The 23,434-nt window shown below is 63.0% G+C and carries 19 protein-coding genes; 11 read left to right on the forward strand and 8 right to left on the reverse strand.

Features of this window, described 5'->3' with window-relative positions; all coding sequences use genetic code 11:
- Window position 1: 1 nt before the first annotated feature.
- Genes NP945_RS14310 through NP945_RS14320 form a run of 3 tightly spaced genes read left to right on the forward strand, consistent with a single transcriptional unit; the run spans window position 2 to window position 3,413 of the window.
- Window positions 2-1,078: an ABC transporter ATP-binding protein gene (locus NP945_RS14310; RefSeq protein WP_127328824.1), complete on the forward strand. Its 1,077-nt coding sequence runs from the start codon at window positions 2-4 to the stop codon at window positions 1,076-1,078.
- Entirely contained in the window at window positions 1,075-2,106 is a 1,032-nt protein-coding gene (locus NP945_RS14315; RefSeq protein WP_127328823.1) for an ABC transporter ATP-binding protein, read from the forward strand. Before NP945_RS14310 ends, NP945_RS14315 begins: the two co-directional genes overlap by 4 nt.
- Window positions 2,107-2,141: 35 nt before the next feature.
- Window positions 2,142-3,413 carry a CaiB/BaiF CoA-transferase family protein gene (locus NP945_RS14320; protein WP_127808158.1) on the forward strand — a complete coding sequence of 424 codons (1,272 nt, stop codon included), beginning with the start codon at window positions 2,142-2,144 and terminating at the stop codon, window positions 3,411-3,413.
- 105 nt (window positions 3,414-3,518) lie between these two features.
- Here the strand turns inward: NP945_RS14320 and NP945_RS14325 are convergent, their stop codons facing one another.
- Both NP945_RS14325 and otnK read right to left on the reverse strand, forming a co-directional pair.
- Window positions 3,519-4,157: a class II aldolase/adducin family protein gene (locus NP945_RS14325; RefSeq protein ID WP_256746698.1), complete on the reverse strand. Its 639-nt coding sequence runs from the start codon at window positions 4,155-4,157 to the stop codon at window positions 3,519-3,521.
- Window positions 4,157-5,530, reverse strand: a complete 1,374-nt coding sequence (gene otnK / locus NP945_RS14330; protein WP_256746699.1) for a 3-oxo-tetronate kinase — start codon at window positions 5,528-5,530, stop codon at window positions 4,157-4,159. The genes NP945_RS14325 and otnK overlap by 1 nt, the downstream gene beginning before the upstream one ends.
- Before the next feature lie 146 nt (window positions 5,531-5,676).
- Here otnK and NP945_RS14335 point away from each other — a divergent pair, with 146 nt between their 5' ends.
- Window positions 5,677-6,414: a GntR family transcriptional regulator gene (locus tag NP945_RS14335; RefSeq protein WP_127267755.1), complete on the forward strand. Its 738-nt coding sequence runs from the start codon at window positions 5,677-5,679 to the stop codon at window positions 6,412-6,414.
- 33 nt (window positions 6,415-6,447) lie between these two features.
- Here the strand turns inward: NP945_RS14335 and NP945_RS14340 are convergent, their stop codons facing one another.
- The 3 genes from NP945_RS14340 to NP945_RS14350 all read right to left on the reverse strand — a co-directional run bounded on the left by NP945_RS14340 (window position 6,448) and on the right by NP945_RS14350 (window position 11,612).
- Window positions 6,448-7,677 carry an aminotransferase class III-fold pyridoxal phosphate-dependent enzyme gene (locus tag NP945_RS14340; RefSeq protein WP_256746700.1) on the reverse strand — a complete coding sequence of 410 codons (1,230 nt, stop codon included), beginning with the start codon at window positions 7,675-7,677 and terminating at the stop codon, window positions 6,448-6,450.
- A gap of 116 nt (window positions 7,678-7,793) precedes the next feature.
- Window positions 7,794-9,356, reverse strand: a complete 1,563-nt coding sequence (locus NP945_RS14345) for an ABC transporter substrate-binding protein (RefSeq protein WP_164761653.1) — start codon at window positions 9,354-9,356, stop codon at window positions 7,794-7,796.
- An 84-nt stretch (window positions 9,357-9,440) separates the two neighbouring features.
- Complete coding sequence (locus NP945_RS14350) at window positions 9,441-11,612, reverse strand: thiamine pyrophosphate-dependent enzyme (RefSeq protein ID WP_256746701.1); 2,172 nt, start codon at window positions 11,610-11,612, stop codon at window positions 9,441-9,443.
- Window positions 11,613-11,890: 278 nt separating this feature from the next.
- Between NP945_RS14350 and NP945_RS14355 the strand changes: the two genes are divergently transcribed.
- Both NP945_RS14355 and NP945_RS14360 read left to right on the forward strand, forming a co-directional pair.
- Window positions 11,891-12,172: a type II toxin-antitoxin system ParD family antitoxin gene (locus NP945_RS14355; RefSeq protein WP_023811572.1), complete on the forward strand. Its 282-nt coding sequence runs from the start codon at window positions 11,891-11,893 to the stop codon at window positions 12,170-12,172.
- Window positions 12,169-12,567, forward strand: a complete 399-nt coding sequence (locus NP945_RS14360) for a type II toxin-antitoxin system RelE/ParE family toxin (RefSeq protein WP_372337968.1) — start codon at window positions 12,169-12,171, stop codon at window positions 12,565-12,567. The genes NP945_RS14355 and NP945_RS14360 overlap by 4 nt, the downstream gene beginning before the upstream one ends.
- On the opposite strand, the gene NP945_RS14365 is transcribed toward NP945_RS14360, so the two are convergent.
- Window positions 12,512-13,291: a LuxR C-terminal-related transcriptional regulator gene (locus tag NP945_RS14365; RefSeq protein ID WP_256746702.1), complete on the reverse strand. Its 780-nt coding sequence runs from the start codon at window positions 13,289-13,291 to the stop codon at window positions 12,512-12,514. The two genes, NP945_RS14360 and NP945_RS14365, sit on opposite strands and share 56 nt — an antisense overlap.
- Window positions 13,292-13,403: 112 nt before the next feature.
- Here NP945_RS14365 and NP945_RS14370 point away from each other — a divergent pair, with 112 nt between their 5' ends.
- The 5 genes from NP945_RS14370 (at window position 13,404) to NP945_RS14390 (ending at window position 20,703) form a co-directional block, all read left to right on the forward strand.
- Entirely contained in the window at window positions 13,404-15,563 is a 2,160-nt protein-coding gene (locus tag NP945_RS14370) for a hydantoinase/oxoprolinase family protein (RefSeq protein WP_256746703.1), read from the forward strand.
- Between the two features lie 13 nt (window positions 15,564-15,576).
- A complete protein-coding gene (locus NP945_RS14375; RefSeq protein ID WP_128287580.1) occupies window positions 15,577-17,781 on the forward strand; it encodes a hydantoinase B/oxoprolinase family protein in 2,205 nt (734 codons plus the stop codon).
- Complete coding sequence (locus tag NP945_RS14380) at window positions 17,778-18,272, forward strand: acetone carboxylase subunit gamma (protein WP_128364530.1); 495 nt, start codon at window positions 17,778-17,780, stop codon at window positions 18,270-18,272. Before NP945_RS14375 ends, NP945_RS14380 begins: the two co-directional genes overlap by 4 nt.
- A gap of 88 nt (window positions 18,273-18,360) precedes the next feature.
- The gene (locus tag NP945_RS14385; RefSeq protein WP_256746704.1) at window positions 18,361-19,188 is read left to right on the forward strand and encodes an SDR family NAD(P)-dependent oxidoreductase; all 828 of its coding nucleotides are present in this window, start codon (window positions 18,361-18,363) and stop codon (window positions 19,186-19,188) included.
- A 201-nt stretch (window positions 19,189-19,389) separates the two neighbouring features.
- Window positions 19,390-20,703, forward strand: a complete 1,314-nt coding sequence (locus NP945_RS14390; protein WP_256746705.1) for an O-antigen ligase — start codon at window positions 19,390-19,392, stop codon at window positions 20,701-20,703.
- A gap of 191 nt (window positions 20,704-20,894) precedes the next feature.
- Here NP945_RS14390 and NP945_RS14395 read toward each other — a convergent pair whose 3' ends face one another.
- Window positions 20,895-22,160 (reverse strand): polysaccharide biosynthesis/export family protein, encoded by a 1,266-nt coding sequence (locus NP945_RS14395; protein ID WP_256746754.1) that lies wholly within the window; start codon window positions 22,158-22,160, stop codon window positions 20,895-20,897.
- Between the two features lie 100 nt (window positions 22,161-22,260).
- On the reverse strand, window positions 22,261-22,938 hold the full coding sequence (locus tag NP945_RS14400) for a sugar transferase (protein ID WP_023811581.1): 678 nt from the start codon (window positions 22,936-22,938) through the stop codon (window positions 22,261-22,263).
- Window positions 22,939-23,434: the final 496 nt, after the last annotated feature.

Below are 23,434 nucleotides of genomic sequence, written 5' to 3' on the forward strand. Positions count from 1 at the left end.
GATGAGCGCACAGATATCTACAGCGCCGCCGGGTGCAGTCGACAAGGCGGGCAAAGGTGAGCCGCTGCTGTCCATACGCGGCCTGCGGGTAGGCTTCCGGCGGGCAGGCGATCAGTTCGAAGCGGTGCGCGGCATCGACCTCGAAGTCGCCAAGGGCGAAGTGGTCGGCATTGTCGGGGAGTCCGGCTCGGGCAAGTCCGTCGGCATGCTCGCCGCGCTCGGCCTGACGTCGAAGAACGCGGTCGTCACCGGTTCGGTCCGCTTCAACGGCGACGAACTGGTCGGCAAATCGTCACGCGAAATGCGCAAGATCAGGGGCGCGCGCATCGCCATGATTTTTCAGGACCCGCTGTCCTCGCTAAACCCGGTGATGACCGTCGGCGCCCAGATCGCCGAGGCGGTCAGGCTGCATCAGCGCGTCACCCGCAAGCAGGCCATGGCGCGGGCGGTGGAATTGCTCAATCTGGTGGCGATCCCGCAGCCGGAGCGCCGGGTGAACCAGTATCCGCATGAATTCTCCGGCGGCATGCGCCAGCGCGCGGTCATCGCCATGGCCGTCGCCAACGATCCCGATTTGCTGATCGCCGACGAACCGACCACGGCGCTCGATGTGACGGTGCAGGCGCAGATATTGGCAGTGCTGCGTTCGTTGCAGGAGCGGCTCGGCCTTGGCCTGGTGCTGATTACCCATGATCTCGGCGTCGTCGCCGGTCATGCCGACCGCGTCGCGGTCGTCTATTCCGGCCGTGTCGTCGAACAGGCTGGCGTATCCGAGCTGTTCGCCGACCCGCGCCATCCCTATACGCGCGGCCTCATTGCCTCGATCCCCAATCTCGAGGAAAGCCGCGAGCGGCTGTTTTCGATCGATGGCTCGCCACCCGCACTTGGGCGCTTGCCGGGCGGCTGCGCCTTCCATCCGCGCTGCATCTATGCCGAGGCACGCTGCAGGACCGAGGATCCGCCTTTGCACGACATAGGCGGCCGCTTCTCGGCCTGCCATTTCGCGACGACCTTGCCGCCCTTCCATAGCGCCTCGCTGGCGGCGGCAGAACTGGACAGTGGAAGCATGGCCCCATGAGCGCAGTGGAGCAAACTCAAGTCGAAACCAAGCCGGCGGCAGCGCTTTCCGTGCGCCATCTTGTCAAGGATTTTCCGGTTCGCGGTGGCCTCGTCTTCGATCGCGCGGTTGCCCATGTGCGTGCGGTGGCCGATGTGTCCTTTGACTTGGCGCCGGGCGAAACGCTGGGCCTCGTCGGCGAATCCGGTTGCGGCAAGTCGACTCTCGGACGCTGCCTGATGCGGCTGATCGAGCCCACCAGCGGCGAAAGCTGGTTCCGGGGCCAGAACCTGCTCGCCCTCAACCACGAAGACATGCGCCTGATGCGGCGCTACATCCAGCTGGTCTTCCAGGATCCGTACGGGTCGCTGCATCCGCGCATGCGCATCGCCGACAACATCGCCGAGCCTTTGCGCATGAGCGACATGTCGGCGGCCGACCGCCGGGCGCGCGTCGCCGAATTGCTCGAACTCGTGCGGCTCAATCCCGATCACGGCAAGCGCTATCCGCATGAACTGTCCGGCGGCCAGCGCCAGCGCGTGGTCATCGCCCGCGCGCTAGCGCTCAACCCGCAAGTGGTGATCCTCGACGAACCGGTTTCGGCGCTCGATGTTTCGGTGCAGGCTGGCGTGCTCAATTTGCTCAGGGATATCCAGCAGTCCTTCGGCACATCCTATCTGTTCATCGCACATGATCTTTCGGTCGTGCGCCACATCTCGCACCAGGTCGCGGTGATGTATCTCGGCAAGATCGTAGAGATCGCACCCGCGGCCGAACTCTATTCGAGGGCGCTGCATCCCTACACGCAGGCGCTGCTGTCGGCGGTGCCGCTCGCCAATCCCGAGAAGGAGCGTAAGCGCGAGCGCATCGTACTGACCGGTGACGTGCCGAGCCCGCTCAACCCACCATCCGGCTGCCGCTTCCGCACGCGCTGCTTCAAGGCGCAGGCGATCTGCGCTGCCGTCGAACCACCGCTCGATCCGGCTGGCGGTTCGCATCGCGTCGCCTGTCATTTTCCGGAGCCGGTCAACACGTTCAAGACTGTGTGATTGGCCTGCCGAATTCACCCGAAGGAATCTTGATCGTGACTGAGGACCATTCCGAGAATGCCGGTACGGCAGGATCCGCGCGCCTGCCGCTCGAAGGCATCAAGGTTCTCGATCTTTCCCGCGTGCTCGCCGGTCCTTGGGCAACGATGAGCCTTGCCGATCTCGGCGCCGAGGTCTGGAAGATCGAGAACATAGATGGCGGCGACGACACCAGGGCGTGGTCGGTGCCGAGCTACAAGGGTGTCTCGACCTACTATCTCTGCGCCAATCGCGGCAAGCAGAGCATCGCGCTCGACATGAAAAGCCCGCAGGGGCTGGCCATCGTGCGCGAACTGGCGGCGAAGGCCGACATCGTCGTCGAGAATTTCCGCTCCGGCACCGCCGACCGCCTCGGCGTCGGTTTCAAGGAACTCAGCGCGCCAAACCCGCGGCTGATCTACTGCTCGATCTCCGGCTATGGCCAGACCGGACCCGATGCCGGACGGCCCGGCTATGATTTCGTCATGCAGGCCGAAAGCGGCCTGATGGCCATCACTGGCGAGAGCAATGGCGAGCCGATGCGCGTCGGCGTCGCCATCACCGACATCGTCTGCGGCATGGTCGCGACGCAGTCGATCCTGGCAGCGCTTTACGAGCGCGCGACGACCGGCAAGGGCCAGTTCCTCGACCTGTCGCTGATCGACTGCGCGCTCAGCCTGCTGATCAATGTCGGCAGCGGTTACCTCAACACCGGCCGCGAGGTCGCCCGCTACGGCAATGCGCATCCGACGGTTGTCCCCTATCAGATATTCGAGGCCTCCGATGGCGGCTTCGCGCTGGCTGTCGGCAATGACCGCCAGTTCGCGGCGCTGTGCGAGAAGGTCCTTGATCTGCCACATCTGGCTGGGGATGCGCGCTTCATCAAGGCAGGCGCGCGTGCCACCAACCGCGAGGCTTTGATCCCCGAATTGGCGGCTGCCTTCAAGACCAAGCCACGCGACCACTGGATGGCAACCTGTGCCGCCGCCAGCGTGCCGGCCGGCACGGTAAAATCGATACCGGAAGTCTTCGATAGCCCCAATGTGCGCGAACGTGGCCTCGTCCAGACCTTGCCGCATCCGCATCTCGGCTCCGTCGCCATGGTGCGCCCGGCACAGGGACTTGCCGCGCAGCTGACCGCCGACTTTACCGCGCCGCCGATGCTGGGCCAGGACACAGCTGCCGTGCTGGCCGACGTGCTCGGCTACAGCGCCGAGACCATCGACCAACTGATCGGCTCCGGGGCTGTCAGCGTCTATGCGCCTGCAGCCGAACCGATCCCCGCCTGATCTTCCACGGAACGTGGCAGCCCTCGTCTCGCATTTGCGGGTCGACGACTGAGTGGTTCTTCACTTCAAGAGCGCGAAGAGCCGTTCCCGGAAATGCTCGGCCAGCTACTTCTGCTGGCCGTAATTCTTGTACCGCCCGCGAATGGCGGCAAGCTCGCTGCCCTCGATGAGCACCGGTGTACCGGCGCTGCGCGCCAAAAGGTATTGCCGCGCCAAGGTCTCGAGCTTGATGGTGCGGACGAGCGCCGTGTCGAGATCGCCGCCGAAAGCGATCATGCCATGATTGGCGAGCAGGCAGGCCGACCTGTCCTTGAGCGAGACGACGGCAACCTTGGCCAGTTCGCTTGACGCGAACAGCGCATAGTCCGAGCAGCGGACATCATCGCCGCCGAAACCGGCGACCATGTAGTGAAACAGCGGCAGCGGCTCGCGCAGGCACGACAGCGCCACGCAATGGTCGGGATGGGCATGCACGACGGCACCGGCCTCGGGGAAAGCCTTGTAGATCTCGGCGTGCATTTCCCATTCGCTCGACGGCCGGAACGCTCCCTCCCAGCTGCCATCGAGTTGCATCGGCACCATCTGCTCCGGCCGAAGCGCGCTTGTAGCTATTCCCGTCGGCGTGATCATCATGCCGCTTGTCGTGCGCACACTGATGTTGCCGGTGGTGCCGACATTCATCCCGCTGGCGTCCAGCGTCTGCGTCGCGGTGATCAGGCTGGCGCGTGCAGTCTCGGTGTCCATCACGATGCTTTTCCTGTGGTTGGCCGCATGACAGGTTTTGCCGGTGGCCATATATCGATCGCCGGCGCGACGGTGGTCGCCCGTGTCATGTCTTGCAGGACGTCGGCGAAAATATCCGGGCCGCCGAGCTTCCCCGATTTCAACATCAGCGCCAGCGGCTCGGATGGCAGGCCGGGGAGGTGAGCAGTCGCACGCGACAGTCCCGGCCCCTCATAGGCACCCATGGCGATGCGGTCGATGCCGAGCGCCTTGACCACCGAACCGGCTGTCTCGCCGCCGGCGACGACCAGCCGTCGGACGCCGAGTTCACGCACCAGAATCTGTGCAATCCCGGCCAGCATCTCTTCCGCCTTTGCCGCCACCGCGTTGCGGCCATGCGCCTGCTGCAGCGCTTCGACCGTCGTTTGCGGCGCTGTCGTGGCAATGGCGATCATCGCGCCGGGCAAATGCCGCTGGGCGAAGGCACGCGCTTCGGCCACTACATCGGCGCCGGCGAAGGCTCTGGCCAGATCGATCGTCAGCAGTGGATGGTTTTGCGCAAAGCGTTCGAGCTGTTCGATGGTGCGGTCGGCGACGCTGCCGGCCAGCACCGCCGCTGGGCCGTTTATGGCCGGCAGGCTGGCGGTAACGAGATCGACTGAATTCAGCAGCCCATGCGTGAGCCAGGCCCGTGGCAGATGCGCGGCGACCGAGGAATTGCCGGTCATCAGCGGCAGGTCGAAGGTCGCTTCCGCGATCGCAACCAGGTCGCGCTCGCGGATCGTGTCGGTGACCAGCAGCGTCTCGCCGCCCGCGCTGTGCTCTCGTATGGCGTTGCGGATGGCCTCCGCCCCGGCATCGACGACGAGATAGGGCACCAGCCCGACCTTGCCCTTGCTCTGCGCCTGCAGCACGCGAACCAGATTGGAATCGGTCATCGGCGTCAGCGGATCGAAGCGCTTGGGCGATTCACCCAGCAATTGGGCGCCGCCGAACATGTGTCCCTGATAGACGGTGCGGCCGGTCTCACACAGCGCCGGGGTGAACAGCGTGACGCCGCCGCCGAGCCGCTCGAGCAGCGCCTCGGCGCAAGGACCGATGTTGCCGGCAGGCGTCGAATCGAAAGTGGCGCAATATTTGAAGAAGATCTGCCGGGCACCAGCTTCAAGCAGCCGGTCCGCCGCCTCCAGAACCTGGCGCACCGCATCGCTGGCCGCGATGACGCGGGTCTTCAGCAGGATCACATGGGCAAGATTGCCTGGTGGGATCGGCGCACTCAGTCCGACCGTGCATCCCGTTGGAATGCCGCGCGCCACCAGCATCGACGCCAGCTCGGTGCCGCCGGTCAGATCGTCGGCTATGGCGCCGAACAGGAGTGAAGGCGTCGCGGTCATGCGCCCCGTCTCATGTCCGTCTGCACCATGGCTGCCCGTCTCGCAGTTGCCTGTCTCATGTCGGTGGTCAGGCCATTCGTGGTATCATATACACAGCCCACGCGACGCAGGCGACGCCGGCGCCGCTGCAAGAACGGAGAGCGGATGTGACTGCTTCTATCGCGCCGATCGCGCGCGACAATCTGACGACGCGCGTCTACGAGGAGCTTCGCCGCGCCATGATGGAGGGCCGCTTCTGGCCGGGCCATCGCTTCAAGATCCGCGACCTTGCCGCCAGCCTTCAGGTGTCTGAGACGCCAGTGCGCGAGGCGCTGATGCAGCTGGTGCGCGAAAAAGGCCTGGAGATGGAGGCTGGCCGTTCGATCACCGTCGCCCAGCTGTCGCTGGCCCAATATCTGGAACTGCGCAGCATCCGGCTGCATCTCGAAGGCATGGCGGGGGCGGCGGCAACAACGCGCATCGAGCCACGGGAGATCGACCGTCTGGCCGAGGTGCATGACAGACTGATTGCCAACGAGGACAATGGCCATTGGTTCGAAGCCGTCCGCGACAATTGGGAATTCCATCACTCGATCTACCAGGCGGCGCAAATGCCGGAGTTGCTGGCCATCATCGAGGGCATCTGGCTGCGCAACGGACCACTGGTGAACTATCAATACCCGCACGCCAGGCCGACCTACGACGGCCGCCATCGGCACCTCGACATTCTCGACGCGCTGCGGGCGCGTGACGAGAACGGCGTGCGCAAGGGCATTCAGCAGGACATGATCGAAGGCGGACGCCTGTTGGTCAAGGTTCTCGAACGGCTGAACGACGGTGCGGTCACGCCGGAGGAACTGCGCCGCGCGGCGCAGAACGGCCGCCTGGTGTCGGCCGTCGGCTGAGCGATTTGTTCCTTCCCACCGCATCGGCGCTGGTCACGCCACCTGCGCCGCTGCGGCCATGCCGGCATCGGCAGCCTGCAGGGCGAGATCTATGTCTTTTGCGGTATGCGCGGCACTCAGGAACATGTTGTGCCGGGGGTGGAAATAGGCGCCCTCGCGCAAGGCGGCCGAGCAGAAGGCGTCGGCCTTTTTGAATTCGGCATCGCCGTCGAAGAGCACCATCGGCATCGACACCGGGCCGGTCTGGCGAAGCGACAGGCCATGCTTCTTCGCTGCCGCATCGAGGCCTGAGCGCAGCCTGTCGCCGGCTTCAGTCATCCTGGAGATGGCGTCGGTGTCGCGCAGCGTGTTGATGGTGGCGATCGCGGCGGCCATGGCGACGGCGCCATACCAGAACGACCCCGTCACATAGACCTTGGTCGCGGCTTCGCGAAACCGGTCGGTGCCGGTGATCGCGGCAAGCGGATAGCCATTGGCGATCGCCTTCGAGAAAGCGGACAGGTCCGGCCGTACGCCGAGCGGTTCCCAGCTGCCGGCGAGATCGATGCGGAAGCCGGCCCTGACATCATCGACGATCAGCGCCGCGTCGGCGGCGGTGGTGAGCTCGCGCGCCCGTCTGGCGAAGGCGGCGGTCGGCAGTTCCTGGTCGCGGGCGATATCGTGGCGGAAAGCGGTGACGACGACGGCGGCAAGATCGCTGCCGGCCTGCTCGACGGCTGCCTCGAGGCTGGCAACATCATTGTAGTCGAAATGGACGATATGGGCGCGGTCCTCGGCGGTGACGCCGGCGAGCGAAGGCGTGCACCACGGCACGGCGCCGTGATAGGAGCCGCGCGCGACCAGCACCTTGCGCCGGCCGGTGCCGGCGCGTGCGATCGTCACGCAGGCCGTGGTGGCGTCGGTGCCGTTCTTCTGCAGCATCGCCCAGTCGGCATGCGCGACGGTCTTGACCAGCAGTTCGGCCAGCTCGACCAACACCTCGCCAGGGCCGTTCATCGCATCGCCCAGGCGACGCTGCCGCTCGGCCGCTGCCTCGACCGCCTGATGATGGTGGCCGAGGATATTGGGGCCCCAACTGCACATCAGGTCGATGTACTCGCGGCCATCGACATCCCAGACCCGGCAGCCGTCGGCGCGCTCGAAGAATTGCGGATAGGCGGAGCCGAGATAGCGCGTCGCCATGTGCCCCCACATGCCGCCCGGAATGACCGAGGCCGCGCGCTCGCGCAGCAACTGGTCTTTGGAGTTGATCAGGGAAGGCATAGCGAGTTCTCCGCGTATTGATATATCATATATTGATCTTAACGCTGGAAGAACAGGATTTGCTGACCGTCCAGGATGAGGAAGCGGGAGGCGGCTGGCCGCCTCCCTTTTTTCGCTCAGTGGCTGAGTTCCGCCAGCGGCAGGTTGCAGCAGGCGCTGTAGCGCACGCCCTTGACGTCCGACTTGTAGGCCAGGATCAGGTTCGGGCTGATCAGCGGCAGGATGATCCTGTCCTTGATCATCTCCTCGCCGGCCTGGTGCCACAGCTTGGCAGCCTCGTCGCCGCTCGCCGCAAGGGCTGCCTTGTAGATATCCGCTTCCTTCGGGTTGAGCACCGACGGGTCGCGCTCCGCGCCGGCGCGGCGCGCCCACGGGCTGCCCTTGGTCATGGCGAAATAATCGACGTATTGCGACGTGCCGTAATAGTCCGGCGCGTAGAACACCGCCGTCATCGGGATGCCGTCGCCATTGACGCGTTCGCGCCAGTTGGCGAAGGGGATCGGCTGCAGGTCGAGCTTGATGTTGATCTTGGCCAAATCCTGCTGAACCTTCTGCATCAACAGCGACAGATCGACGCCATAGACGTTCATGCCGGGAAACGCCGCTTCCATCTCGAAGCCGTCGGCATGGCCGGCCTTGGCCAGAAGTTCCTTTGCCTTGGCGACGTCATAGGGTTGCGCCTCGAAGCCCGAACCGCCGGGGAAGCCGAGCGGGATCGGTGCGCTGATCAACTGGCCCTCGGAGCCGATGGTGAAGTCCAGGATGCTCGGACGGTCGAGACCGAGCGAAATGGCCTCGCGCACTTCGGGCGTCAGCGGAACCTTGTTGGCCTTGGCGCCGGGCGACAGCGCCACATAGATGAAATTGTAGGACGGCACGGTCTCGATTTTCACGTCGCTGCCGGTCATCGTCTTGGCCGTGTCCGGGTCGATCTGCATGGCGATGTCGGCGGTGCCGCTCTGCAGCATCTGTGCCTGGGCCACCGCATCCTTGGTCTGGCGGATGACGACTTCGCTCAGCGCCGGCGCCGTGCGCCAGTATTTGTCGTTGCGTGCCAGCCGCAGTTCCGAATTGGGCTCATAGGATTTCAGCACGAACGGTGCGCTGCCGGCCGAATGCGCCAGAAACCAGGCCTCGGCATTGTCTGTCGTCGAAGCGTCCGCATCGGCCTTGGCGCCGGCTTCGGAAGCAACCTTGCTGTTGACGACCGCTGCGTAGGGCGCCGCCGCGATGTTGAGGAATTCGGAGCTCGGCGCGACCATCTTGACGACCACCGTATGCGCGTCCGGGGTCTCGATCGAGGCGACATTGTCCATCAGGAACGAGGCGCTGCCCTTGAGGTTCTTCAGCCTCTCCCAGGACCATTTCACGTCCTTGGCTTCGACCGGCGAACCGTCCGAGAATTTGGCGGCCGGGTCGAGCGTGAAGGTGAAGCTGCTCTGGTCGGCATTGCCTTCCCACTTCGAGGCGAGCAGCGGGATCAGCTTGTTGTCCTTGTCCAGCGTCAGCAGCGATTCATAGACGCTGGAATTGTAGATCTGGCAGGTGTCGCAGAAGGCGCGGTGCGGATCGAGCGAGTTGAGGTCGATGTTGCGCGCAATGACCAGCGGCTTGCTGTCCTGCGCGAACGTGGCCGGCGCCCAGAAGGCGCTGGTGGCCAGCAGCACGGCTGCCAGCATCTTCGCCCTGGTCTTGTTTCTCTGTAGGATGCTCATGTCAGTTCTCCCATTTTCTTGTCGGATCTTTGTGGCAATGCGTTCGCTCTATCCACCCACGGCAGTGAGGGATTGAAGCGCGGCCTTGAGCTTTTCAGCGCCGCCCAGTGCGGCGCGGTTGAGCGGGGCCGATACGACGGGAGCCGAGAGGCTTCCCGTCACATGCAGGATCTCGTGATCGAGATAATCGAACACGCGATCCTGAATCTCCTGTGTCAGTCGTCCGCCAAGCGATAGCCCACGCTGCACCTGTTCGATGACGGCCACCCGGTTGGTCTTGCGGATCGAGGCCTCCACCAGCGGCCAGTCGAGCCCGGTCGGGTCGAGGCTGCGCAGGTCGATGATCTCGGCATCGACGCCGGTCTCCTCGACCACCTGGCTGGCGACGGCAACCATGCTGGCGCTGGTGAGCAGTGTACAGGCGCTGCCCGGCCTGACGATCTTCGCCTTGCCGAGCCGCACGCAATAGTCGCGGTCGTCCGCAGGCACAGGGCCTTCGCTCGGGAACAGCTCGACATGCTCGATGACGACGACCGGATCGTCGCATTTCAGCGCTGAATTCATCAGGCCGATATAGTCGAAGGGCGTCGTCGGCGCGACGATGCGCCAGCCGGGAAACAGGGCGAACAGGCCGGACGGATCGCCCGAATGCTGCGAGCCGTAGCCGGTGTGCGGCGAGACGCGCACCCTGACCACGATTGGCACCGGAAAGCCGCCGCCGAACATGTGGCGCACCTTGCTGACCGCGTTGAACAGCTGGTCGGCGGCAACCAGGCAGAAGTCGCCGAACATGATCTCGACGATCGGCCGCAAGCCGCAAAGCGCTGCACCCAGCGCCACCCCGACAAAACCATTCTCGGCGATGGGCATCGCCAGCACACGCTCCGGCCAGCGCTCCAGCGCGCCCTTTGTGGCGCCCGAAACGCCGCCGCGCAGCCGGTGCACATCCTCGCCCATGATGATGATGCGCGCGTCCTGCTCCATGGCGCGCGCAATCACCTCGGACGCGGCAACCATGAACTTGACCGGCCTGGTGTCGGCCGGCGCGTCCTCGATCTCGAGGAAGCGCTCGCCCTTCAGTTCGGAAAGATCGCCGCGGATCTGGTTGTCGACGTCGCTTGGGTCCGGCCACAGATGATCAGGAATGCGCAGCGCGTTGCCGCTCATCTCGGTCAGGGAATCGGCAGCGGTGTTGACCACCTCCATGACGCGCTGGTCGAGTGTCCCGAGGTCCGAAGCGTTCAGGATGCCCATCGTCTTCAGGCGAGCCGCCATCGTCGCAAGCGGGTCGCGCGCTTTCCAGACGTCTTCCTCGGCGCGCGTGCGGTAGCCGAATTCGCTGCCCGGGCGGGCGCCGCTCTGGTGTAGAAACCGATAGCAGAGCGCCTCGACCAGCACCGGGCCGCCGTCTTCCTCAATCGTCCGGCGCGCCTCGCGCATGGCATGGTGGACTGCCACCACATCCATGCCGTCGCATTCGATGCCACGAAAGCCGAGCATAGGTCCGCGCGAGGCCAGCCGCGTCTCGCGCGTCTGCTCGTTGATGTGCGTAGAGACGGCATAGAGATTGTTTTCGGCGAAAAAGATCACCGGCAGCCGGTAGAGCGCGGCGATGTTCATCGCCTCATAGGCCGGTCCCGCCATCATCGTGCCGTCGCCGAAGAAGGCGACCGAGATGTTGCCGGTGCCGAGCAGTTTGTCGGCGAGCGCATAGCCCGCCGCGTGCGGCAGGTTGCCGCCGATAATGGCGCTGGTGCCTGGGATGCCGGAGGCATCGTCGCGCATATGCATCGAGCCGCCACGGCCGCCGCAATAGCCTGACTTGAGGCCCATGATCTCGGCCATCAGGCCGCGAACCGATCCCTGCATGCCTGGGTTGAAAGCATCATGCAGCGGGTCGAATCCGCCGGGCGTCTGCGCGTTGACAAGCTTGGCCAGCACCTGGTGATGGGCACGGTGGGTGCCGTTGATGCGGTCGCCGGTGCCGAGCACGGACATGGCGCCGACCGCCGTGGCCTCTTGTCCGATGCTGGCGTGGGCCGGACCATGCACCAGCCCGGCATTGGCCAGATCGAGCACCTTTTCCTCGAAACGGCGGATGAGCAGCATCTGGTGATACCAGCGCACCAGGCTCGACACCTCGGCGTCGGTCCAGTCCGAATCATCGACATCTAGCCGCAACCAGGGCGCCGATGGCTGGATCGATGTCTGCTGGACCATGTCAGCTATTTCCGTTCTGGTAGATGATATATCAAATATTTTCTCAGTCGATTGGGCCGTTCATTTTTCCTGGGGCACGACGCTGGCAAGAAGGTTGCAGGCAAATGGAATTAAATTTCATTTTTGCGAGAAGGCAAAGACTAAGCCGGGACGGCGCGGTTCCGCAAGAGGAATTTTGAGACTGCTAGCAGCGCCGATGTCGGTTTCTTGGGCCGACAGGTTTTCTCACGTATTGGATATTGGTATGATATAATCACACCGACATTATAGGAGAAATCATGGCTGCCACCGAAAAGCGCACCTTCAGCCTGCCAACAGAGCAGGCTGCTTTCATCGACCGTCTCGTTGAATCAGGAACCTACGCGACCAGCAGTGAAGTGATCCGCGCCGGCCTTCGCGCCCTGCAAGAGCGCGACGCGGCAGTAGAGCGCTGGCTCCGCGAGGAGGTTGTGCCGACCTATGACAGGTGGAAGGCGGATCCTTCCCGAGTTATCCCAGCCAACCAGGCTTTTGACGACATCCGCGCTCACCACGCCGCCCGCTTTAAGAGGGATGTGTGAAGCGCCGGCATATTGTTCTGTTGCCGGAAGCCTTAGCGGACTTAAGATGGATATACGACACCATCGAGATCGCCGCCGGCAACGTCACGGCCATACGCTATATCGAGCGTATCGAAGCCTACTGCCAGGGTCTCGACTACGCCTCGGAGCGCGGAACACGCCGTGACGATCTGCGGCCAGGGCTTCGGGTTGTCGGTTTCGAGCGCCGTGTAACGGTGACCTTTACAGTGGAATCCGACCAAGTGGTGATCTTCCGTGTGTTCTATGGCGGCGCCAATTGGGAGATGAGCTCTAACCTGCAACGGGAAAAGCGTAACCCGCTAGCTGTCCGAACCCCGGCTATCGGTCGACCCGATGCTGGAAGAACTGCAAAAATAATTCACGCTCCGTGGTGATGTCGAGCTTCTCGTAGATGCGCCGACGATGGTTCTTGACCGTGCCGACGGTGATGCCGAGGCGTTCGGCGATGTTGGCCGTCGGGTGACCGGCGAGGATCAGTTGGACCAACTCCCGCTCGCGCAGTGACAGCTCCGGCCACAGGCTGGCTGGAATGGTCGGTTCCTGGCGGGGCGAGGCGCCGAGGCCTGTCGGCGCTGACGTGCGGGAGAATTCCGTTCCGCGCGCCTTGATGTCGAGCGCATGCAGCGCCTCGAACACCGGCAGCCGTTCATCCAGCAGGGCGATTTCGCTGTCCTTGAATGACGTGGTCGAGCGGTCGAGGAAGATGCCGAGGCACCAGTCGCCGCCGTCCGCCAGCATGATGCCAACCTCGTCGCAGATCTCCGACTGCGCCAGGAAGCCGGCTATGTACTGGCCGCGCTTGGCCTCATCGTTGGCAAGCCGTTTCAGCGGCATGATGCCCAGCCTTCGCTCGCGTCGCCACGACGCATAGAACGGGTCGAAGACATAGTAATTGTCGAGATAGCGCCGGACCATTTCGTCCGAGAAGCGTCGGTGTTTGATGAATTCGGGTGTCTGCGTCGTCGAATAGCGCGTCACCGTGACGAGGTCGTGCTCGATATCCGCGCCGATCAGGTCGATCAGGCAGTCGACATGCCTGTCCGTGCCGGTGGCGGCGATCGCTTTGGCGAGCGGCGCCCAGATGGTCCCCATGCGCATGCCCTTTTTTCGGCGATGTCAGCTCAGCCGTCATTATGTCTTTAGGCATATGGCGCGAAGCCGCCCATCGAATCTAGCCTTGCGTCAACCTAGACCAGATCCCGAGGCGACCGTGACCCAACCCAATCTCACCGGCCCCATCGTCGGCAATCCAATCGTCATCGGTATCGACGCCGGCGGCACCATGACCGACACGATTCTTGTCGATCAGGACGGCCACTTCAAGATCGGCAAGTCGGCGACCACGCCGAAGAACGAAGCCGAAGGTTTTCTCGCGTCTGCCGAGGACGCGGCGGATGCCTGGGGCATCTCGCTGGAATCATTGTTTTCCGGCGTCAACGTCGTGCTCTATTCCGGCACCGGCATGCTCAACACACTGTTGTCGCGCACCGGCCGCCGGCTCGGCCTGATCACCACCAAGGGCCTTGAGGACATGATCCTGATGGGCCGCGGGCTGCAGGCCTGGGCCGATTATTCCTACGCCGACCGGCTGCACGCGGTCACGCATCATCATCCCGATCCGCTGGTGCCGCGCCGCCGCACGCATGGCGTCACCGAGCGCATCGACCAGTTCGGCGACGTCGTGCTGCCGCTCTACGAACACGAGGTCTCCATCGCCGCGAAAAAATTGATCGCCGACAAGGTCGAGGCGATCTGCATCATGACCATCTTCTCGCATGTCAATCCGGTGCACGAGAAGCGCATCGCCGAGATCTGCCGCGCGGAGGTCGACAGGGCCGGCGCCGACATCATCGTCTACACCAGCCATGAGGTCCGCCCGGTCATCCGCGAGCAGTCGCGGCTGAATTCGGTGCTGATCGAGGCCTACGCCACCTCGCGCGGCCGCAAGCAGCTTAGGGGTATCGAGGACGTCTCGAAGAAATACGGCTTCAAATATGGCGTGCAGACGCTGCTCTCCTTCGGCGGCCTGACCTCGATCAACCATCCGCGCCTGCACGAAACCATGATCTCCGGCCCGATCGGCGGCATCCTCGGTGCTGCCTATGTCGGCAAGCTGATCGGCAATGATTCGCTGATCTGCTCGGATATGGGCGGCACCTCTTTCGACATGGGCGTCATCACACGCGGCCAGACGCGAATCGAGAACGAGCCGCTGATGGACCGTTTCAAGCTCAACGTGCCGACGCTGCATCTCGACACGATCGGCGCCGGCGCCGGCATGATCCTCAAGGTCGATCCCCTGACCAAGAAGGTCTCGCTTGGGCCGGAAAGCGCCGGCTCGGATCCCGGTCCGATCTGCTTCGATCGCGGTGGCACCGAGCCGACCATCGCCGATTGCGACGCCATCCTCGGCCGCCTCAACCCACACTATTTCCTGGGCGGCAAGGTCGTGCTGCAGGTCGAAAAGGCGCGCCGCGCCTTCGAGGAAAAGTGCTCCAGCGTGCTCGGCGTTGGTGTCGAGGAAGCCGCGGAAGGCATGATCGACATGCTGGAGTCCGATGCCAACAACGCGCTGCGCCGGGTCATTTCCGGGCAAGGCATCCATCCCTCCGAATTCACGCTGCTGTCCTATGGCGGCTCGGGACCTTTGCATCTGGCCGGCTGCTCCAGGGGCATCGGCTTCAAGGACATCATCACCTTCCAGTTCGCGGCCGCCTTCTCCGCCTTCGGCTGCACCACGGCCGATTTCATGCGGCGTCATTCCGTCTCCACCCAGCACGACATCCCGTCACGCGCCGACGAGGCTACGCTGGCCGCCTTCGGCGCCAAGGTCACCACGGTCTGGAACGACCTGACCAAGGCAGCGGTCGACGAGATGATCGCCGACGGCCATACCAGGGAGAAGATCAGGACCGTGCCGTTCCTGATGATGCGCCACACCGGCCAGCTCGAGGACGTCGAAGTCATGGCGCCGCTTGCCAAGGTCGGTTCGGCCGACGACATGCGCAGGGTTATCGACGAGTTCGAGGCGGTCTATGCCAAGGTCAACCATCGCGTGTCGCGTTATGGCGAAGCCGGCTTCACCATCACCGAACTCGGGCTGATCGCCACCGCCGACAAGGTCAAGCCGGTGCTGCTCAAGCGGCCGCTCGGCGCCTCCAACCCGGCAGCCGCCCACAAGGGCGTGCGCGAGGCCTATATCGGTGGGCGCTGGCACAAGGCCAATCTCTACGAGATGGATCTGCTTCAGCCAGGCCACGAAGTCATCGGCCCGGCCATCATCGAACATCCCGCCACCACGCTCGTCGTTCATCCGCAGGACCGTGTCCATGTCGATGAATGGACGCTGCTGCACTACACCCACGCTTGAGAGGGCGACCGCCATGTTGGACAAACCTGCCTCGGCCCTGCGCCTTCGCGAAAGACTGCTCGATTCCGAGCGGCTGATGGAAGAGACCGGTTGCTATGACGGCATTACGGAACTCACGCTGCGCAACCAGGATCCGCTGAAATTCGAGACGCTGCACACCAAGCTGCGCGCCTATTGCGTCTCGGCGCGCGAAATGGCCCGCCGCATCTCGGCCTCGCCCGGCGTGCGAGAGGTCGGCGAAATGGTGGTCGCCATCTACACGCCCGAGGGCGACGCCATCGCTCTCTCCAACGGCATCATGGTGCATGTCCATACGATGAGCCGCTTCATCAAATGGATGATCAAAAACGGCTACGAGGACAACCCGCGCATCCGCGAAGGCGACATCTTCGCCAACAACGACGCCTTCATAGGCACCGTGCAGGTGCCCGACGTGATGGACGTGGTGCCTATCTTTCATGAAGGCACGCTTGTCGGCTGGGCCGGCGCCGTCTGCCACGAGCTGGAGGCCGGCGGCATTACCCCAGGCGGTGATGTGTGTCTCGCGCAGGAGCGCTTCACCGAGGGTCTGTTCGTCTGCGCCGAGAAGATCGGCGAGAACGACGAGATCCGCCGCGACTACGTTATCCGCTGCGAACGCAATCTGCGCATGCCGATCTACTGGGTGCTGGACGAGAAGGCCAAGGTCGCCTCCTGCATCGATATGCGCGAAAGCGTCAAGCAGCTCATCTCCGAGATCGGCCTCGACTACTGGATGAAGGTGTCGAAGGAGTTCATCGAGGAGGGCCGCCGCGCCCAGCTCGCCCGCACCCGCCAGCTCACCGTCCCCGGAATCTATCGCGGCCATACTTTTTACGGCCACGTCACCGCAGGCAAACCCGGCTTCCAGCTGCTCGGCGATCCGGACTGGCTCTACAACATCCCGATCGAGATGGAGATCACCACCGACGGCAAGATCACCATGGACTTCGAGGGCACGCAGCCCTGGGGCTACCATTCGATGAACTGCACGCCGGCCGGCATGGATGGCGGCATGTTCGTCACCTTGACCCAGCACATGAATTTCGAAGGGCTGGTCAATGACGGCGCGTGGATGGCGACCGAACTGAAACTGCCGCACGGCACCTGGACCAACCCCGACAACGAGATGGTGGCGACCGCCACCTCATGGGCTTTGCTGCTGCCGGCCTATGGCGTCTTCCAGCGGCTTTTGTCGCGCAGTTTTGTCGCGCGCGGCTTTGTCGAGGAGGCCTTCGTCGGTCAGGTCAACAGCCCGATGATCGAGATGGGTGGCGAAAGCCAATACGGCACGCCGTTTGGCATGGCCCATTTTGAATGCGCCGCCGCCGGCTCCGGCGCGCTCGCCATCAAGGATGGTCTCGACACCGCCTATGTCGGCTGGAACCCCGAATCCGACATGGGCAACATCGAGGTCTGGGAACAGTCGATGCCGATGGTCTATATCGGCCGCTCGATCGTGCCCAACTCCGGCGGTGCCGGCAAATATCGCGGCGGCTGTTCCTTCGTCTCGACCTGGCTGATCAACAAGACGTCGCACCTGCGGCTCCACACCTCGGAGCACTCCTCGCGCGTGTTCGACAATGGCGGCATGTGCGGCGGCTATCCGGCGCCGACTTGCCAGAAGCATCGCGCGGTGCGCAACTCAGACATTCACGAACTCGCGGCAAAAGGCGAACCGCTGGCGCATGCGCCCGGCATCGATCCGCACGTCTCGGATTACGAGCGGAACATCGGCGGCGACCATGTCGTGGTCGAGGGGCCCTACATCACCGCGCCGCACAAATCCGGCGACATCTTCAGCCATTCCTACAATGGCGGCGGCGGCTATGGCGACGTGCTGGAGCGCGATCCAATCAAGACCGCCTGGGATGTCGAGAACGGCTTTCTCACCCGGCAAGCGGCGGACCAGGTTTTCGGCATTGTGCTGAAGGACGATGAAGACGGCTATCCCATCGCCGATATCGACGCCACGGTCGAGCGGCGCGCCGCCATGCGCAAGGAGCGTCTGGCCAAGGCGGTCCCTGTGGTGGATTGGATCGCCAAGGAGCGTGGTCGTGTCGAAAGGGCCGATTTCGCCCCCGAGGTGAAGAAAATGTACGCCAGCGCGATCAAGCTGTCGCCGCGCTTCACCAGCGAATTCAGCGAGTTCTGGAACGTCGATGCCAGATCGATCTTCATGCCGGGAGCAAAGCCATGACCTCGTATAGCAAGGAAGTCCTGGGCGATCTGGCCGCAGGCAAGCTGCCCTGGCCACAGACAAGGCGGATCATGAGTGCCTACAAGGACGATGACCGTTTCTTCAAGATGGTTGCCGTCTATCAGGATCGCGTTGCCTGGAAGGACCCGATCCTGCTGCCGGTCTCGGACCATCTGTTCATCTGCCAGAGCGGCGATGAGCGCATTACCCGCTGCGAATGCGGCCACTCCTTCGGCGACTATCGCAAGAACTGGAAGCTCAACGCCGCGATCAACGTCCGCAACACCGAGGAGGCTTTGCGCGAAATCTATCCCAACAGCGATCTCCCCGATCCCGAATGGATGGAGATCCGCGAATTCATCTGTCCGCAATGCGGCACGCTGCACGAAGTGGAAGCGGCGGCACCTGGCTATCCCATCGTCCACGATTTCGAGCCCGACCTCGAAGGCTTCTATCGCGAATGGCTAGGCAAGCCGCTCCAGCAAACATGAAACGCTGGCGATGGAGGCTGCGCCGGTGTGATTGCCAAATCCGGTCAGGCCTGATTGCCTGCCCGGAACGAAGCGGAGATCGTGCGCCATGAACAACCTTTCCGGCCGAAGCGCCATCGTTACCGGTGGGTTCTCGGGCATGGGATTCGCCATTGCCACGGCTTTGGCTGAAGCCGGCGCCAATGTCGCCGTCGGCTCCTACATCGCGCCGGCCGGCGCCGACAGGTCCGATGCCGCCTATTATCCCGGCGCGGACGAGATCGAGCGCGTGCGTGCGGCTCTTGCCGCCCACGGAACGAGGGTTCACGCCGCTCATCTCGACGTGCGCGACAGCGACGTCGCCAATCGGTTCGCGGCTGACGCCGAGGCGGCCATCGGCCCCGCCGATATCCTGGTCAATGCCGCTGGGACGACCGCGGAGCAGCCGGTCTGCGGCCATTCCGATGCGTTGTGGGAAAAGATTGTCGACACCAACCTGACCGGCGCCTTCCGCGTCACGCGTGCGGTACTGCCGGGCATGATCGAACGCGGCTGGGGCCGCATCGTCAACATCGGCTCAACCGCCGCCTCGGTCGGCTGGAAGGACAACCCAGCCTACTGCGCGTCCAAGGCCGGCCTTCTCGGCCTCACACGCTGCGTGGCGCTGGAAGGGGCAGCGCATGGCGTCACCTGTGTCATGATCAGCCCGACCTGGGTCGAGACCGAACTGATGCGCCGCAATGTGGCGCAGGTCGTCGAGCGCGAAGGCAAGGGGCGCACCGCTGAGGAAGCGATGGCCGAGATCGCCAGGGGCAACCCGCAGCAGCGCATGCTGCAGCCGCAGGAAATCGCGGCTCTGGCGGTCTTCCTGTGCTCCGATCTGGCCAAGGGGATCACCATGGAGAACATCCAGATCACCGGCGGAGCGCTTTGGTAGCGTCTCGGACGCGCAACCAGCTGATCTCTCCGCAGATGCCTCGCTGTAAGACAAGGTGACCGGATTTGCCATTGAGCACAGGGCGCAATAGGTTATATTGCACTGCACAATGGAGACGCCGTTTATTGCACGCCCATATTTGCGAAGATTCCGGCCGGCTCATGGCTTGCCGGCCCCGGGTCGTGTCGGCGGGACCCTGAGATGAAGATTCCAAAGTCACTGCTGATCGATCCCGAGAAGAACTCGGTCTATGGCGCCTTTGCCGTAGCCGTTTCGATCTGGGCGTTTTCCTATTCGGTCATCTTCGGCCAGATCTTGATCCTGGCCTATTATGCGGTCTGGCTTCCGCTCATCCTGGTCGACTACCGGCGGTTTCTGCGGCATCTGTCCAGCGCCTGGCTGCCGCTGCTGTTTGCGGCCTATATCTGCTTCTCGGTTTTCTGGTCGCAGGCCCCCGGCGTCACCGCGAGGACGTCGGTCCAGTATTTTTCCCATATCGCCTGCGCCTACGTAGCTGCGCGCACCGTCAGCGTGCGCACGCTGACCATAGGGGCGCTGGTCGGGATATTCGTCGTCCTCATCTATTCGCTGAAGGTCGGGAACTATTCCGAGGATGTCCTCGACGGCACCGTGAACTTCGTCGGCGCCTTCGCCTCCAAGAATCAGATCGGCTTTGTCGGCTCGCTCGGCATCTATTTCTGCGTTGTCTTCCTTGCCTTCTACAGGCGCGGCCGGCTCAGCTTCATCCTGGCGGTGCCCGTCGTGCTGCTGTCGGCCTATGTGCTGGTCGCTTCGCATTCCGCCACCTCGATGGCGTCGATACCCGCGGTGCTGGCGCTGGTGGCGCTTCTTGCGATGAGCAAACTTCTGTCACGCCGCTATCGCCGGGTCATCTTCCTGATCGGCGCCGGCCTGCTGGTCGTGACGGCCTTCGTCGCCTTGAATCTCGGGCTGATGGACTTCGTCCTCGGCCTCTTCGGCAAGGATTCGACGCTCACCGGGCGAACCTATCTGTGGGAGCAAGGCTGGAACACGGTCCAGAAATCGCCGATTCTCGGCGTCGGCTATGCCGCCTATTGGGTGCAGGGCTTCGCTGAAGCCGAGCGGCTGTGGAACGAATTCTACATCACCACCCGCACCGGCTTCCACTTCCACAACACCTATATCGAGGCCCTCGTCGAACTCGGCTTCGTCGGAGCGGCGCTGGTGTCGCTGATCATGCTGCGCACGCTCTACGGCCACGTCTCGGCGGTGATTTTCAAGGCATGGCAGGCGGACTCGGTGATCCTTTTCGGCGTGATGGTCCTGCTGCTGATCCGCTCCTTCGTCGAGGTCGAGATACTGAACCCCTACATCATGGGTTCTTTCCTGATGTATTTCAGCTTCTTCAAGCTGGCGCGGCTGCCCGTTACCCGCAGGCGGCGGTCACCGGCTCTGGAGCCGGCTGACGCGGCCGGGGGCGAGACTGACTGGCCTCGGTATGCCGGCCATCCGGCGGGCGCCGGTCCCTCATAAACTATCATCTCGCGGGCTGAAGGGAGCGGCCTTCCTTTTTTGAGCAAGCATGTGCTCGGACGGGAAGCCTCGATCCCGAGACGGCTATTATGGTTTCCGCAGGGAGATGTTCAAACAACCGAGTCAGAGCCTCATCCCGATTTGTCGGGTGAGGCTCTGGCTCGAAACACTGGATCGTGTTGGAAGTCGGTCTACTGGCTGGCCAGCGGCGCCAGCTTGATCTTGATCACATCGCCAGGCAGCACCGGGGTTTCTTCCTTGGCGGCTATTTCGGTGGTCTTGCCGTCGACATTGCGCACCAGTGAATAGAGCAGGGTCGGCTGCTGATCATTTGTCATAGCGGCCGCCATCGCGGGATCGCTGGCCTGGGCTATCAGGCCTTTCTGCATGTTCACCTTCAACGCGGCCTCGTTCAGGTCGGCTTCGGTCTGCTGCCGGTCAGTGGCGAGACTTGAACTCAAGGTGTTCTGGGCATCGATAGCATCCTGCTTCGCCTTGCTGATCGCCTGCTTGGCGGTGAGGATGGCGGTTTCGTAGTCCAGGATCTTGCCCTGCAGGTCGGCCACGGACTGGCGCGAATCCAGCAGTCGGGCATTGGCGATCAGGCCTTTTTGCGCCAGCGGACCGATGCTGGCGAGTTGCTGCTGCGCCAGGTCGACCTGCTGCTGCTGATTGACGATCTTCTTCTGCAGCGACTCGATTTCAGATTCCAAAACCCCCTTCAGGTCGTCGAGCGCCTCGAGTTTCAGCTTCAGCGCCTTTTGGTCGGCCGTCAGAATCGTCATCTCGTCCGCCACGATGGCCGGCAGTCTCGGATCGCCCTCGACCTCCTTCGGCACGTCGAAACTCGCCTTGCCGGCCATATCCGCATCGATGCGGGCGCGCCTGACGATCAGTCGGATGCGCTGGTCGTCGGAGATGTCGAACATGCCCTTGGCGGTGACCAGGTCCTTGCCGAGCTGGGGGCCGTAATCGGCGTTGCGCCTGATGCCGCCGGCGACGCTGATCGCCTTCAACACCGTCAGGTCCGGGACATAAGGAAATTGGCCTGGGTTCTGGACTTCGCCCGAAATGTAAAATGGCCGGAACTGCGCCATTTCGACCGAGGCTTCCGGTCGGTCCGACAAAGCGAGCTTTTTCTGCAGCGCCTCGCCGATCGCCGCCGCGATTTCGGACGTGGTCTTGCCGGATGCCGGCAACTCGCCGGCGAACGGCACCGACAGCGTACCGGATGGACCGACCGTGTACTCGCCATTCACCGCCGACCAATCACGAAATGTGCCTTCGACTGTCTGCCATTCGGCGACGCGGATGGTGAGCTTGTCTTGCGAGCCGAGGCGATAGTCGCCGGCGGCGGCGATGTGCGGGACGACGAGCGCCACGGCAAGGCATGTGGCCAGCAAACGCGCCCGCCGCAGCCGGCCGGAATCCGGGCCGCTACGAAAGGCTTCGAACAAATCTGTTTTCAACTCAACGTTCCGATCCGCTATAGCCCCATCGCCCGATGAGCTTGCGTCGAATGGCCGATGCCAATGTCTGGCATTGGCCACCGGCCGGTCAGTAAGAACCACGCGACATCCAGACGGCCGGGACGGTCTTGATGATGATGCGAACGTCCTCGAACAGCGACCAGTTCTCGACATAGTGGCGATCGAAGGCGACGCGGCTGTCATAGGACACATCGTTGCGGCCGCTGACTTGCCACAGGCCGGTCAGGCCCGGGCGGGATTTCAGGTAATAGACGGCGGACGTGCCATAGATCTCCAGCTCGTCGCGCACGACCGGACGAGGGCCGACAAGGCTCATGTCGCCCTGCAGGATGTTGATGATCTGCGGCAGCTCGTCGAGGCTGAGTTTCCTCAGCACAGCTCCGACACGGGTAACGCGCGGATCGTTCTTCAGCTTGCGGGTGGCGATCCATTCCGCGTTGGCGTCCGGGTTGGTGGCGAGATAGGTTGCCAATACCCTGTCGCCGTCCGGAACCATGGTGCGGAACTTCAGGCAAGGAAAAATCCGCCCGCCGCGTCCAATTCGCCTGTGACCGTAGAAAATCGAGCCGCCGTCGGAAAACTTGACCAGCAACGCTATCATGACAAACAGCGGGCTGAGTGCGATCAGTCCAATCAGTGAACCGGCGATATCGAAGCTGCGTTTGAGCAAGCCGCCGATCGGTGGCGGAAAATCGATGTCAGCCTGCGAAAAGCTCGCCGTGGCCGACTTGGCAACGTCCCTCATGCCGTAAACTCCATGCGTTGAACGAATGGTTCAGCGCACGATACCAAAAAAATGTTGCAGCGCAACACACAATTTACCACCCCATTGAAATAGTCACGTCATGAATTGACTAAATAATAAGCTTGTCATGCACAAATTTCGGCGTATTTAGCACATTTGTGACAATAAATGGGCACGGCCGAAAAAATAGAGGCCTTTGTGGGGCGGTTTTTAGGCGGACCTACCTATTTGCCAAGGCAAGCTGAAAATTAGTGCTTGATCATGCCCTGATGCTTGGTGAAAACCGTATAAAATACTACTTAATATTGTCTATCTTACTGGAAAATGCCGAGGAGAGGAGATCGGCTTAGCTCCCGTTGCGTGCATTGCAGCATGGCAGAGTCGATCGCAAAAGCTCGATCAAAAATATCCGAAGTTGCCCTTGCCGCCTATTGCTCGCCTTAATAGAATTGCAAATTATACCTGTCACGGTGACGACAGGTGGAAAAGGCCGGAA

It is taken from the genome of Mesorhizobium sp. LMG17149 (assembly GCF_024518695.1).
Classification (GTDB): Bacteria; Pseudomonadota; Alphaproteobacteria; order Rhizobiales; family Rhizobiaceae; genus Mesorhizobium.